We start from the raw sequence: 13357 nt of genomic DNA on the forward strand, positions 1-13357 counted from the left end.
TATGTTGATAATAACATCTTCAATATGGCTCAGGATTATAAAGTAAAAGATATTAATCAAGCAGATTTTGGAAGAAAAGAAATTTCTTTAGCAGAAACAGAAATGCCAGGACTAATGGCTCTCCGAAAGGAGTACAAAGGTAAAAAACCTCTAAAGGGCGCAAAAATCTTAGGCTGTCTTCATATGACAATACAAACTGCAGTTTTAATTGAGACTTTAGTTGAGTTAGGAGCAGAAGTTAGGTGGTCTTCATGTAATATTTTTTCAACGCAAGATCATGCAGCAGCCGCAATAGCCAAAGCGGGTATTCCTGTCTTTGCTTGGAAAGGTGAAACAGAAAAAGAATATTGGTGGTGCGTTAAGCAAACTATTGAAGGAAAAAAAGATTGGAAGCCAAATATGATTTTAGATGATGGTGGTGACCTTACATCTTTAATGCACAAAGAATATAAAGATTTATTAAAAGATGTTAAGGGTGTTTCAGAAGAAACTACAACAGGTGTTTTAGCACTTAAAAAGATGGAGACTAATAAAGAGCTACTAATTCCTGCCATAAATGTAAATGACTCAGTAACAAAATCTAAATTTGATAACCTCTATGGTTGTAGAGAAAGTTTAGTGGATGGAATTAAAAGAGCAACCGATGTAATGATGTCAGGTAAAGTAGCTATTGTCGCTGGGTTTGGAGATGTTGGCAAAGGAAGCGCTGCTTCTTTACGTCAAGCAGGCGCAAGAGTTATGGTAACCGAGACAGATCCGATCTGCGCGTTACAAGCTGCTATGGAAGGCTACGAAGTCGTTGTTATGGATGAAGCTATCAAGGATGCTGATATTGTTGTAACTGCAACAGGAAATAAAGATATAGTTACAGCTGATCATATGAGAGATATGAAAGATAGAGCAATACTTTGCAACATAGGTCACTTTGATAATGAAATTCAAGTTGAAGCATTAAAAAACTACAAATGGGATGAAATAAAACCTCAAGTGCATGAAATTGAATTACCTAGTAAGAAAAGAATCATTCTTTTAGCAGAAGGGAGATTGGTAAACTTGGGATGTGCTACAGGGCATCCTAGTTTTGTTATGAGCGCTTCATTTACAAATCAGGTAATTGCTCAAATAGAATTATGGAATAACTCAGATAAGTATGAGAAGAAAGTTTATGTACTTCCAAAACATCTCGATGAAAAAGTTGCAATGCTTCATTTAGAAAAAGTAGGTGCTAAATTAACTAAAATGTCAAAAGAACAAGCCGATTATATTAGCGTTAAACCATCAGGACCATTTAAACCAGATACTTACCGCTACTAAAATAGTAGCTAATGATTGTTAAATCTTTAGAACATCTAAATTCTTTATCACGAAAAATTGCGGACAAGCTAGCTAAAAACGATTGTATTTTTTTAATTGGTGAAATCGGTGTAGGAAAAACTACTTTTACAAGATATTTGATAAATTATTTACAAGAAAAAAGGGGGGAAAAGATTACCGAAGTACTTAGTCCCACTTTTAACTTACTCTACGAGTATGATCTGAAGGATATTAAGATTATGCATTATGATCTTTACAGAATAAGAGAAGAAAAAGAGTTAAAGCATTTAGGAATATTTTTAGATAAGCAAGATACAATTAAGATTATAGAATGGCCTCAACTCATTAATATTCCATTATCTGATAAGTTAGAAATATATATAGATTATGCTAAAAATGAAAAAGAGAGAGAGGTAAAATTTGTTGGCTCAGGAAAATGGAAAATTTTAAATGAATTATAAGCTTAAAAAAATTTCAGGAGATGCATCATTTAGAGAATTTTACAGATTACAGAAAGGTAAGAATACATCAATTATTGTTCAAGCAAATAAAGAAAAATTTAAAAATTTAATTACCTATATTGCTGTAAACAAGATTTTAACAAAATACAAAATATATGCACCTAAGTTAATTTCTAATCACTATGAACACAATATTATTGAAATCTCTGACTTGGGACAAAAATCATTTTACAATTCAATTATTAAAAAAAAAAATAAATTTAAAGATTACAAAGATTTAATTAAGATTCTTATAAAACTACAAAATATAAAGTTACAACGAAATTACCGTTTAGGAAAATTCAAAATTAATTTTCAAAATTATTCTATTAAGAATCTTCATAAGGAGTCTGATTTATTTTTTGATTGGTACTTAAAGTATTGTTTCAAAATTTCAAAACCAAAAAAAATTAAAGGTATTATTAAAAATGAATTAACAAAAATATATAAAAAACTTTATTTTCAAAATAATACTTTTGTACATAGAGATTTTCATGCATCAAATATAATGATAAATAAAAACAAACTAGGTTTAATAGATAGCCAGGATGCGATAATTGGAAATCCATTATATGATGTAGCTTCATTAATTGATGATGTGCGAATAAAATTACCTTCAAATTTACAGGAGAAATTATTAAATTTTTATTATAACAAATCCAAACTTAAAAAAGAGAAATACAAAAATTTAAAAAACGATTTTGAAATATTATCTGTTCAAAGAAATTTAAAAATTCTAGGAATATTCGTAAGACTTTTTAAAAGAGATGGCAAGCCAAATTATTTGAAATATTTACCTTACACTTGGAGTTTAATTGAGAGACGTCTCAAAAATCCTATTTTCAAAAAGCTTAACTTATTATTTAATAAACATTTAAAAATTAAAAAACTAAAAAAAATAAATAATTTATGAAAATAAAACATGGGATGATATTGACCGCCGGCCTAGGTAAGAGAATGCAACCTCTTACCAATAAAAAACCAAAACCATTATTAGAAGTAGGAGGTAGTACTCTTCTTGAAAGAGCAATTAATCTTCTAATCAATCATGGTGTAGAAGAGATAACAGTTAATACTCACCATCTTGCTGATCAAATAGAAAAATTTATCTCAGATTTTACATCAGAGGTTAAATTTAAAATATCAAATGAAAAAGATTTATTATTAGATACTGGTGGTGGTGTAAAAAAGGGAGCAAAAGAATTTAAGGATAATCCCTTTTTTGTAATAAATCCAGACACACTTTGGAGCAATAAATATTCTGAAGAAGTACAATCTTTAGAAAAAGAGTATTTTTCAAACAAAAGACCGTGTTTACTACTGGTAAAAAAGGAACTATCTTTGGATAATTCCTTTAAGGGTGACTTTAATTTAAACAATAATTTAATTTCTAAAGATGATCAGAACCAATATATTTTTACTGGTCTTCAAATAATGAAAAATGATCATTTAACCCTTTTTAATAAAAATATTTTTTCTATGAATGAAGTTTGGACAAAATTAATAAGTGAAAACAATCTGGGTGGATTCGAAAGTAATCAAAAATTTTACCATCTAAATACTGTAGAAATGTTTGAAAAAATATCTTCTTTAAGTCCTATTGATTAAAAATAATATTTTTTGCTCTAGTATCATCTAGATAATAATATTTTATAATTTTTAATTGATTATCAAATTCTATTATTAGTGGATTTCCTGTTGGAATTTCTAGTTCGTTAATCTTCGAATCTGAAATCCTAAAAAGATATTTACACAATGCTCTTAATGAATTTCCATGAGCCGATATCAAAATATTTTTTCCATTTTTCAAATTCTTATTTATTTCAATATCATAATAAGGGACCACTCTGTCGTAAGTATTCTTTAAAGACTCGGTTAAAGGAATTTTATTCTGAGGAATTCCACCGTTTAAAGGACTAAAATTTTCAAGGTATTTGCTATCTTTAGCCATAGGCGGAGGTGCTATGTCCCAAGATCTCCTGTAGCTTTTAAACTGTTCTTCACCAATTTTCTTTTTGGTTTCTTCTTTGTTCAGGCCTGTCAAAGATCCATAATGTCTTTCATTTAATTCCCAAGCAGTATTAAACTTCATTGATAAACCTATTGATTTTAAGATAATAGTAAGTGTTTCAATTGCTCTTTTAAGATAAGAGGTATAGCTAATATCAATTTTAATGTTTAATTTATTTAACAACTCACCTGATTTTTTTGCCTCTTCCCTGCCTTTATCTGAAAGATCAACATCGACCCATCCAGTAAACTTATTGTCTGCATTCCAGACGCTTTGACCGTGTCTTGTTAAAATAAGTTTACTCATATAAATTAAATAATGTAATTTGTACTATATTAAAATCTAAATGAAAAATAATATCTTCTTTTTTATAAAATATCTGTTCTATTTTTCATTTATAATTCTATTTATTTTATATTTATTCCCAGGAAGCCTAATCGGTTTTTTTCTTTATGGTGACTTAGGAAGGCAACCAGATCTTATTTCAAACCCGTTAGGAACATCTATAAATCATTTAATATTCTTTTTTTATCTTAGTATTTTAGGATTATTATTGAGAAACTATAATAAAAAAATTATTTACAGTTTCTCTTTTTTATTTTTGATTTCAATAATTTTAGAATTATTACATTATTTTATTCCTAATAGAGCATTTGAACTAAACGACTTATATGCAAATAGTTTAGGAGTATTGATGGCATATTTCATATTTAAAATTTTGAAAAAACTTAAAGATTAGATGTTCATACGTTTTATAATTATATTTTTAATTTTTGTTTCCAAAGCTACTGCTGAAGAAATATCAGGAATACCAAAAATTATAGATGGAGATACAGTCCACATAAATAACTATAAATTTAGATTAGAAGGTATAGATGCTCCGGAAATGAAACAACAATGTAAAAAAGAGTCTTTAAAAATTTCATCCACAATTGGTTTTTCAATCTACAAAGATTATAGCTGCGGGCAAGTTTCAAAAGCAAAATTAAAATCTAAAATAAATGGTTCTAAAATCAAATGTATATTTACATCAAAAGATAGGTACAAAAGATATATAGCAACTTGTTTTAAAGGAGAAATAAACTTAAATCAGTGGATGGTAAGAAATGGATACGCGATAGCATATAGAAGATACTCAGAAAAATATGTGTCAGATGAAGATTTTGCTAAAGAAAAAAAATTAGGATTATGGCAGGGGAAGTTTATGAATCCAGAAAAATGGAGAAAGCTTAACTAATTTTTAGTATAAATTACTTAGTGATTCATTTTCAAAAAATTATATTAATATTAATATCTTTTATTTTAGTTGCCTGTTCGTCAATTCCTAAAAATACTCAAAATAGTTGCGCTATCTTTGAGGAAAGATATTTGTGGTACAAACATTCTAAGGCTTCCTATGAAAAATGGGGAGCACCTATTCATTTACAACTAGCTTTTGTAAAAAAAGAAAGCGATTTTAATTGGCTTGCAAAACCTCCAAGAACTAAATTATTTAAAGTAATACCATTTAAAAGACCTTCATCTTCATTTGGATATTCTCAGGCTGTGAAGGGAACTTGGGAACAGTATAAAAGAGAAACAAACAATCCTTTAGCTACAAGAGCAAGGTTTAAAGACTCAGTAGATTTTATAGGTTGGTATATTTATAAAACAAATAAAATATTAAAAATTTCAAAAAAAGACCCTTATCGGCAATATTTAGCGTATTATAAGGGTTGGGGAGATTATAAAAATTATTCAAAAGATAAAAAAGCTATAATATATGCAAAGTCCGTGAAAGATATGGCAAGTAAATATAGAAAACAATTAACTCTCTGCAAAAAAAATCTAGATAAAAACAAATATATTATTTTTTAAGCTGTTTTTGTAACTCAATTTCAACAGCATCAATCCTCTTGGTTCCTCTTCCAACAATTGTGTAAACAGTAGGGATTACATAGAGAGTAAAAAATGTTGAGAATAACATTCCGCCAAATATTGTTATACCAACAGTTAATCGACTTGCAGCACCAGGCCCAGTTCCAAGAATAAGTGGTAAAACTCCTATAATTGTTGAGATACTTGTCATGAGAATAGGTCGGAGCCTAATAGCGGCAGCTTCAAATACAGCAACTTCTAAATTTTTTCCTTCCTTCCTCAACTGATTTGCAAATTCTACAATTAGGATACCGTTTTTTGCTGAGAGACCAATCAAAATTATTAATGCTATTTGACTATAAACATTCAATGAGGACCCAACTACAAGTAAACCAATTAATCCACCAAGGATAGCCATTGGCACAGTTAACATAATTGTCAATGGATGCCTCCAGCTTTCAAACTGAGCACTCATAGCAAGGTATGCAGTAATTAATGCTAAAGCAAATATTACATAAAGTTCAGTATTAGTTTTTTTATACTCTTCACTTTCACCTTTATAAGCAATTTTTGCTTGAGGTGTATTTTGTTCTACTACACCTACTAAAAACTTTAGAGCCTCATCAAGCGAATAGTCTCCTACAAGTCTTGCTGAGATAGTAACTGCTTTTTGTCTATTGTATCTTGCTAAGAATGGAGATTGTCCCTCTTCATCGTATGCAACTAAGTTTGACACAGAAACAAGCTTTCCATTATTTTTAGATCTTACAAAAACTTTACTTATACTATCTGGCTCTTGTCTATCTTTGATATCACCTTGCAAAATTATAGAATATTCCTTTCCATCCCTTGTAAAGTTTGTAACTCTTTTTGAACCAAAAATTGTTTCTATAGTTTTTCCAATATCTTCTGTTGAAACTCCTAAATCAGCGGCTTTTTTTTGATCTATCTTTACATTTAATTGAGGTTTGTTCAGATCAAAGTCATCTTGAATAGAAGTAAGACCAGGATTTTTTCTTGCCTCTTTTTTAATTATTTCCTTCCACTCAATCAATTGTTCATATGTATTACCTAAAACAACAAATTGTACTGGACTTTCTATTCCACCAGTCCTTATCCCTTGAGGCATTATTGGAAAAGCCAAAACACCCGGCACTCTAGTTATTTTTCCAAAGGACTCTCTCATTATCTCAACACCATGACGATCTCTTTTAGCCCAAGGTTCTAGAAGAACAATTATAAAACCGCTATTAACTTGTTTTGCCGACTTTCCAAAACCTGGAACTCGCATTATTAATTTTCTGTATTCACCTTTACCTACGCTTGGCAGTAACAATTCCTCAATTTCTTCTGCTCTATCTTTAGTAAAGTTAAAACCAGAACCTTGTGGAGCTTTTACAATAACAAAAAATGCCCCTCTGTCTTCAGGAGCAATTAATTCTTTTTTAGCAAAATTAAAAAAGAATATTGTTAATGCAAGAGTACCCAATAAAAAAATAGTTATTGTTTTTCTTTTCTTAATCCAATTTAATAGTGAAACTTTATAAAGATAAGTGAGATCTTTTAAATATTTCTCAAATTTTAAAACAATTTTTGATTTTTGCATATCTTTTTGCAAAAATTTGCTAGCTAACATTGGACTTAACGACAACGCAACAAAGCTAGAAATAATCACAGCTGATGCAAGAGTAATTGCTGTTTGAGTAAAAAGAACTCCTGTAATTCCTTTAATAAAAATTAAAGGAACAAAAACTGCTACCAATACAACAGTTGTGGCTATTATTGCGAAGGATACCTGCTTAGCACCTTTGTAAGCTGCAACTAAAGGTGTATCTCCTAACTCAATTCTTCTTACTATATTTTCAAGCATCACAATAGCATCATCAACTACAATACCGATAGCTAGTACTAAGGCCATCAAAGTAAAAAGGTTAATTGAAAAATCAAAAATATAAATTGATAAAAAAGTTGAGATTAATGAAACAGGCAAAGCTATTAAAGGGACAACCAAAGCTCTTAGGTTGCCTAAAAATAGATAAATAATAATCGTTACCAATATCAATGCAATGATCAGCGTTTTATAAACTTCTTTAATAGCAGATTTAATATAATTACTTCTATCAAACGAAACTTCTAAAGTAGTGCCTGGTGGTAAACTTGGTTTCAGCTCTTTTATCTTATTTTTGATCCCATTAGCTACAGCAATAGTGTTAGCGTCAGATTGTTGATATATCCCTATTCCAACAACTTGTTTTCCGTTACCTTTAAAAAGAGTTCTTGTTGACTCAGCTCCTAATTCGATTCTTGAAACATCTGACAAAGTTATGATTGAACCGTCCTTTGCTCTTTTTAGAGGTAGATTTTTATAATTCTCAACTTCTTTATAAGCTTTATCAAGTTTTATAGTTAGATCGATATCCCTCGACTCAATTCGCCCAGCTGGAAATTCTGTATTTTCACTTCTTAGGACCGCTTCGACTTCTTGAGTGGTTAGATCTCTTGCAGCTAAAGCGATTGGATCTAGCCAAACTCTCAGTGAAAGTTCTCTTTGACCACCAAGACGAACTCTTCCCACGCCATCAACAGTTGAAAAAGTGTCAGTTAAATATCTATCAGCATAATCAGTCAACTCTAAATCAGTCATTGTTTCAGAATTAAAAGATAACCACATAGTAGTCCTCATCCCTGCGCTTTGTTTAAAAATTTCAGGCTGTTCTGCTCCCTCCGGTAAATTATCTAAAACTCTTGATACTGAACTTCTTACATCGTTAGCAACATCATCTAAATCTAGACTAGTTTCAAAAGTGAGTGTAATTCTTGAGCTTTCATCCTCACTAAAAGAGTCAATCGTTTCTAAACCTGGTGTTCCTCCAACAAAATCTTCGATTTTTTGAGTTATTTGAGTGTCAACTATCTCTGCTGAGGCTCCCCTGTAATCAGTTTGAATAGTTACAACAGGAGGCTGGACATCTGGAAGCTCGTCAGTGGGAATTTCTTGAAAAGTGACAAGACCAAATATCACTAGTACTAAGCTCATTACTGATGCTACTACAGGTCTTTTTATAGATAAGTCTGTTAAAAACATTTAATTTTTAGGATTAATAATTTTTATTTTGGCATTATTTCTTACTTTTGAGACACCTTCTGCAATTACAAAGTCGCCTTCATTTATTCCGGAAATAACTGAAACCTTACCAAAATTTCTTTTACCTATTTTAATTTCTTTTTTTTCAGCAGTATCATTTTTTACTGTATAAACAAAAGCTGTGCTTCCTTGGATCGTTACAGCACTTTCAGGAACACCGATTTGATTTATTTCATCATATATAACTTTTACAGTCATTAATTGCCCTGGGATGATCTCGAAGCTTGAATTATCTACTAAAACTCTAGACAAAATTGATCTTGTGGAAGGATCTATCCTTGAACTGATTGTCTCAATTTCCCCTTTAAAAATTTTTTTAAATGCCGAACTCGTAATATCAACCCTCAGTCCCTTTTTAAGTATGCTTACATAATTTTCTGGAACTTTAATATCTATTACTATCTTTTTTAAATCGTCTAAAGTCACAATTAAACTTTCTGAGCCTAAAACACCTTGAGCAATTTCTCGTTTACCTAATTTTCCTTCAAAGTCAGCAATTATTTCTTCACCACTTTTAAGCCTTAAAATTACTTCACCTTTTTTTACGAATCTATTTTCAATATTCAATTTTCCAGAAATTTCACTTTCTTTTATTCTATAAGTCTTTGAATTTTGAGCAATGGCAGTTCCAAATGTTTCAATACTTTTATAAAACAAAGATTTTTCAACTTGTTCAACAATTACTCCTGGAGCAGGTCTTACACTAAATTTTTTCTTAAAGTGTAAACCTATAAAATGTCTTGCAGCTATAATTGTGAAAATAGCTATAAAAAAGATGATTAAAAAAACTTTTAATTTTGAAAATGTTTTCATTTTTTCTCTAGTCCGTACTCTGACCATGAGCCGTCATAGATAGTTGGTTTTTTACCACTTATGATAGAATTAGCTAGTCCTAAAATACATGCAGTAACACCAGATCCACATGTAAAAGCTATTTCTTTATCGTTATCTATTTCATTTTTGTCAAAAACATTGATCAACTCATCTCTTTTTTTAAAAGTACGATCTTCGTTTAATAGCAATTGGAAAGGCAAATTTTTAGAACCCTGAACATGACCACTTCTCAACCCTTGTCTTGGTTCCGGCTGTAGACCTAAAAATCTTTGTTTACTTCTAGCGTCTATTAGCTGAAATTTTTTTCTTATTATATTATCTTCAACTTGTTTTTTATCTATAACAATAGATCTGTCCTCTTTAGCTTTATAGTTTGTCCTAGAAATTTTTGTTGCCTCTTTTGAAGTTGGTCTTTTTTTCTTTTAACCACTTTTTAAAATCTCCATCTAACACTGAAACGAGATTGGTATCATGACCAAAGTAAATAAAGGTATACCAAACTCTACATGAACTGTAGACATCAGAATTGTTATAAATAATTATACGGTCAGAGTTTTTTAAACCTAGATTGGAAACAATTTCTTCCCATTTTTGTATTGACGGTAGCATATGAGGTATCGAAGTGTTTTGATCTGAATTCTTGTCAATATCAAAAAAAATTGAATTTTTTATATGATTTAACTTAAATTCCTCTTCAGCATTTCTATTTGAATTGGGCAAGCACCAGGTAGCATCTAGTATTTTTACTTGATTAATATTTTTTTCTAACCACTCTGTAGTAACAAGTTGTTTCATTATCTATTCTTTTCAAAATATTTTTGATGGTATTCTTCTGCTCTACAATAATTTTTGAGTTGAGAAATATTTGTTTGAATTTTTCCATTAAGCTCTTTATTAAAAATTTCTAGAACTTCTTTAGCTTCTTTTTTTTGATCTTCGTCTTCATAAAAAATTTCACTTCGATATTGAGTCCCAATATCAGGAAATTGCATATCTTTTTGAGTAGGATCGTGCATCTTGAAAAACAAATCTAAAATTTTTTTGAAAGAAATTACTTTCTCGTCAAAAGTTAATCTTACAACCTCAGCATGACCAGTATTTCCCTTGCAAACTTCTTCGTAGGATACTACAGGATTATGTCCACCAGCATAGCCTACCTCAGTATCAATAATACCTGGTTTGTTTTTAAAGTTTTCCTCAGGGCCCCAGAAGCACCCTAGTCCGAGTGTACATTTCTTCATAAGTTAATTATACAGTTAAAGAGGATATTAAATTGTTTACACGAAATCAATTAGGCGTATTGTACGGTATTGCATCAGTCGCGTGTTTTGCGATGATGGATGCAAGTGTAAAATGGTTAGATATGTTTCCTGTAGGTCAAGTTTTGTTTTCAAGATTCTTTTTTGGCTTAATACCAATTTTGATGCTTGTTCCTCGAAGTGAATTTAAAACGTTTTATAAAACAAGTAGACCTAAGTTACATGCCTTTAGAGCAATTACTGGCACGTTAGCAATTATTGCTTTATTTATAGCACTTCGAGAAATACCTTTAGCTGATGTTGTAAGCTTAACTTTTGGTGGCCCTATTTTCGTTACGTTAGGATCAATATTTTTTTTATCAGAAAAAGTTGGAATTAAAAGATGGCTTGCAGTGTTAATTGGATTTTTTGGAATGCTTCTTATTGTAAAACCTGCTTATGAAGAATTAAATATATATTATATTTTTCCAATAATATTTTGTATTTTTTTTGCTTGTGTCGCTTTAAGCATAAGAAGTCTTTCTTCAACAGAACCAAATTACAGAATAGCACTGTATTTCTCACTTTTAAGTATGATCGTGGGATTATTAACTTTACCATTTGGATGGGTAATGCCGAATAAATTTGAATTATTTCTTTTAATTTTTACAGGACTTGTTGGCTCAGTGGCTAATATACTTTTAACTGTTTCTTTAAGGTATGCCGAAGCTTCACTAGTAACTCCAACTAAATATTTAAATTTAGTTTTCGCGATTTTATTAGGTTATTTTATATGGAGTGAAATACCAAAACTTTTAACAATAGTTGGTGCTGGATTAATAATTATAAGTTCTGTGATTATTTTTATGAGAGAGTCTGAACTTAAAAAGAAGGTTGTAAGTTCTAGACCGTGAGAAATTATCCAAGTTATTGGTTAAAAGCTATTAAGATTTTATCAAGAAAAGATAAAGTTTTAAAAAATCTCATACTCAGATATGATGACAAGTTCTTAACAACTAGAAAAGATATCTTTTATTCTCTTTGCAAAAGTATAGTTGGTCAACAAATAAGTGTTTCGGCAGCAAATTCAGTATTTAAAAAGTTTCAGATAAAATCTAAAAAAATTAATCCAGTTAATGTATCTAAGTTGTCTTTATCTCAACTGAAATCTTGTGGTTTAAGTAGACAAAAAGCTTTGGGCATAAAAGAACTGTCAATTAAATTAATTAAAAAAGAATTTGATCCAAAATTGATTAATAAAATGAGTGATGAAGATGCAATAATTTATTTATCAAATCTTAGACAGATCGGAAGGTGGAGTGCTGAAATGATATTATTATTTACTTATAATCGATCAAATATATGGCCGTTGCAGGATATCGGTCTACTTAGAGCAATTTCTAATAACTATAAAAAGAAATATTATCCTCCAAAAAGTTTTTTGAATAAACTTTATAAAAAATTTACTCCTTATTGTTCAGTTGCCACATGGTACCTTTGGCGTAGTATTGATGATGAACCAATTCAGTATTAAGTCCCTTCAACTGTTTGGTGTTGTCGGTCTGCAAAACCCTTAAGAATCGAATGCGCAGCTTGGTATTCTTTTGAGTTATAAAAGTTATTCGCTTCATCATAGGATGGGAACTCAATTATAACTGTTCTTGGAGATTTATCCCCTTCATTAGATGTCGATCTACCGCCCCTAATTAGAAATTTACCTTTATATTTTTCAACTGCTGCTCTAGCTTTGACTGCATATTCTCTCAACTTTTCTTCATTATTTATATTTTTATAAACACACACTACATATCCTTTCATTTACAACTCCTTTAAAATAAATTAGCTTTCTACATGGCAGATAAACTTATCATTGATTGGAAAGAGTACAATCAAATCGTAGAGAAATTGGCCATACAAATTCATAAAAGTGGCTTTAAGCCTAATTTACTCATTGGAATTATGAGGGGCGGTGCTCCGATCATTGATGTATTGAGTCGTGTTTTTAAACTAAAATGTGCTTATTTAGCAGTAGAGTCCTATTCTGGTGAGGGCATTGAAGATCAGCAAGGAGATTTAGTTTTTTCAAGGGAAATGAGTTCAACCGTTCAAGAAATGAGTGGAAATATTCTATTATGTGATGATTTATCTGATACTGGAATTACATTAAATAGAAGTATCGATTGGTTAAAAAAATATCCACCTTTGATAGGGAAAATAAAAGAAATTAAAACAGCTGTTTTGTGGAAAAAAAAGGACTCAATTTTTGAACCTGATTTTTGCTCACAAAGATTAGAAAGCAATCCCTGGATTGTCCAACCGTTTGAGCATTATGAGGAGATTAAAGTTGAGGACTTAATAGAGAAACATCAGAAGAATTAAGGGCCAGAGTTACCCGGCCCTAAACTTTTAAGCTACGTAGAAACTTACTACGCTGAATACTGCAATTACCCAAATAGCT

General features: G+C 30.3%; 17 protein-coding genes. 10 read left to right on the plus strand and 7 right to left on the minus strand.

What is annotated here, in order from left to right; genetic code table 11:
- Positions 1–24 precede the first annotated feature (24 nt).
- Genes ahcY through AMN78_RS01440 form a run of 4 tightly spaced genes read left to right on the plus strand, consistent with a single transcriptional unit; the run spans position 25 to position 3422 of the window.
- Positions 25–1314 carry an adenosylhomocysteinase gene (ahcY, locus tag AMN78_RS01425; RefSeq protein ID WP_075533831.1) on the plus strand — a complete coding sequence of 430 codons (1290 nt, stop codon included), beginning with the start codon at positions 25–27 and terminating at the stop codon, positions 1312–1314.
- 11 nt (positions 1315–1325) lie between these two features.
- Positions 1326–1775, plus strand: coding sequence for a tRNA (adenosine(37)-N6)-threonylcarbamoyltransferase complex ATPase subunit type 1 TsaE (tsaE, locus tag AMN78_RS01430; protein WP_075533832.1), 450 nt, complete (start codon positions 1326–1328; stop codon positions 1773–1775).
- Positions 1765–2727: an aminoglycoside phosphotransferase family protein gene (locus tag AMN78_RS01435; protein ID WP_075533833.1), complete on the plus strand. Its 963-nt coding sequence runs from the start codon at positions 1765–1767 to the stop codon at positions 2725–2727. Before tsaE ends, AMN78_RS01435 begins: the two co-directional genes overlap by 11 nt.
- Complete coding sequence (locus tag AMN78_RS01440; RefSeq protein ID WP_075533834.1) at positions 2724–3422, plus strand: sugar phosphate nucleotidyltransferase; 699 nt, start codon at positions 2724–2726, stop codon at positions 3420–3422. The genes AMN78_RS01435 and AMN78_RS01440 overlap by 4 nt, the downstream gene beginning before the upstream one ends.
- Here AMN78_RS01440 and AMN78_RS01445 read toward each other — a convergent pair.
- Positions 3412–4131: a 2,3-bisphosphoglycerate-dependent phosphoglycerate mutase gene (locus AMN78_RS01445; protein WP_075533835.1), complete on the minus strand. Its 720-nt coding sequence runs from the start codon at positions 4129–4131 to the stop codon at positions 3412–3414. The two genes, AMN78_RS01440 and AMN78_RS01445, sit on opposite strands and share 11 nt — an antisense overlap.
- A gap of 40 nt (positions 4132–4171) precedes the next feature.
- On the opposite strand from AMN78_RS01445, the gene AMN78_RS01450 reads away from it, so the two are divergent.
- The 3 genes from AMN78_RS01450 to AMN78_RS01460 are packed head-to-tail and all read left to right on the plus strand — an operon-like array spanning position 4172 to position 5682.
- Positions 4172–4564: a VanZ family protein gene (locus AMN78_RS01450; protein ID WP_075533836.1), complete on the plus strand. Its 393-nt coding sequence runs from the start codon at positions 4172–4174 to the stop codon at positions 4562–4564.
- Positions 4565–5062: a thermonuclease family protein gene (locus AMN78_RS01455; RefSeq protein WP_075533837.1), complete on the plus strand. Its 498-nt coding sequence runs from the start codon at positions 4565–4567 to the stop codon at positions 5060–5062. It begins immediately after the preceding gene.
- A gap of 20 nt (positions 5063–5082) precedes the next feature.
- A complete protein-coding gene (locus AMN78_RS01460; protein WP_102133223.1) occupies positions 5083–5682 on the plus strand; it encodes a transglycosylase SLT domain-containing protein in 600 nt (199 codons plus the stop codon).
- Here the strand turns inward: AMN78_RS01460 and AMN78_RS01465 are convergent.
- Genes AMN78_RS01465 through msrA form a run of 5 tightly spaced genes read right to left on the minus strand, consistent with a single transcriptional unit; the run spans position 5672 to position 10902 of the window.
- Positions 5672–8767, minus strand: coding sequence for an efflux RND transporter permease subunit (locus AMN78_RS01465; protein ID WP_075533839.1), 3096 nt, complete (start codon positions 8765–8767; stop codon positions 5672–5674). The genes AMN78_RS01460 and AMN78_RS01465 overlap by 11 nt on opposite strands.
- The gene (locus AMN78_RS01470; RefSeq protein WP_075533840.1) at positions 8768–9640 is read right to left on the minus strand and encodes an efflux RND transporter periplasmic adaptor subunit; all 873 of its coding nucleotides are present in this window, start codon (positions 9638–9640) and stop codon (positions 8768–8770) included.
- A complete protein-coding gene (locus tag AMN78_RS04230) occupies positions 9637–10047 on the minus strand; it encodes a rhodanese-like domain-containing protein (protein WP_306452607.1) in 411 nt (136 codons plus the stop codon). The genes AMN78_RS01470 and AMN78_RS04230 overlap by 4 nt, the downstream gene beginning before the upstream one ends.
- Positions 10040–10456, minus strand: coding sequence for a rhodanese-like domain-containing protein (locus tag AMN78_RS04235; RefSeq protein WP_256997684.1), 417 nt, complete (start codon positions 10454–10456; stop codon positions 10040–10042). The genes AMN78_RS04230 and AMN78_RS04235 overlap by 8 nt, the downstream gene beginning before the upstream one ends.
- A complete protein-coding gene (gene msrA, locus AMN78_RS01480; RefSeq protein WP_075533841.1) occupies positions 10456–10902 on the minus strand; it encodes a peptide-methionine (S)-S-oxide reductase MsrA in 447 nt (148 codons plus the stop codon). Before msrA ends, AMN78_RS04235 begins: the two co-directional genes overlap by 1 nt.
- A gap of 32 nt (positions 10903–10934) precedes the next feature.
- On the opposite strand from msrA, the gene AMN78_RS01485 reads away from it, so the two are divergent.
- Both AMN78_RS01485 and AMN78_RS01490 read left to right on the plus strand, forming a co-directional pair.
- Positions 10935–11813, plus strand: a complete 879-nt coding sequence (locus tag AMN78_RS01485; RefSeq protein ID WP_075533842.1) for a DMT family transporter — start codon at positions 10935–10937, stop codon at positions 11811–11813.
- Positions 11810–12433: a DNA-3-methyladenine glycosylase family protein gene (locus AMN78_RS01490; RefSeq protein WP_075533843.1), complete on the plus strand. Its 624-nt coding sequence runs from the start codon at positions 11810–11812 to the stop codon at positions 12431–12433. The genes AMN78_RS01485 and AMN78_RS01490 overlap by 4 nt, the downstream gene beginning before the upstream one ends.
- On the opposite strand, the gene AMN78_RS01495 is transcribed toward AMN78_RS01490, so the two are convergent.
- Positions 12430–12717: a DUF1330 domain-containing protein gene (locus tag AMN78_RS01495; protein ID WP_075533844.1), complete on the minus strand. Its 288-nt coding sequence runs from the start codon at positions 12715–12717 to the stop codon at positions 12430–12432. The two genes, AMN78_RS01490 and AMN78_RS01495, sit on opposite strands and share 4 nt — an antisense overlap.
- 33 nt (positions 12718–12750) lie before the next feature.
- Here AMN78_RS01495 and AMN78_RS01500 point away from each other — a divergent pair, with 33 nt between their 5' ends.
- Complete coding sequence (locus tag AMN78_RS01500; RefSeq protein WP_075533845.1) at positions 12751–13278, plus strand: phosphoribosyltransferase; 528 nt, start codon at positions 12751–12753, stop codon at positions 13276–13278.
- Positions 13279–13357 lie beyond the last annotated feature (79 nt).

The sequence above is a fragment of the Candidatus Pelagibacter communis genome (genome assembly GCF_001179945.1).
In the GTDB taxonomy this organism is placed as follows: Bacteria; Pseudomonadota; Alphaproteobacteria; order Pelagibacterales; family Pelagibacteraceae; genus Pelagilacustribacter; species Pelagilacustribacter ubique_A.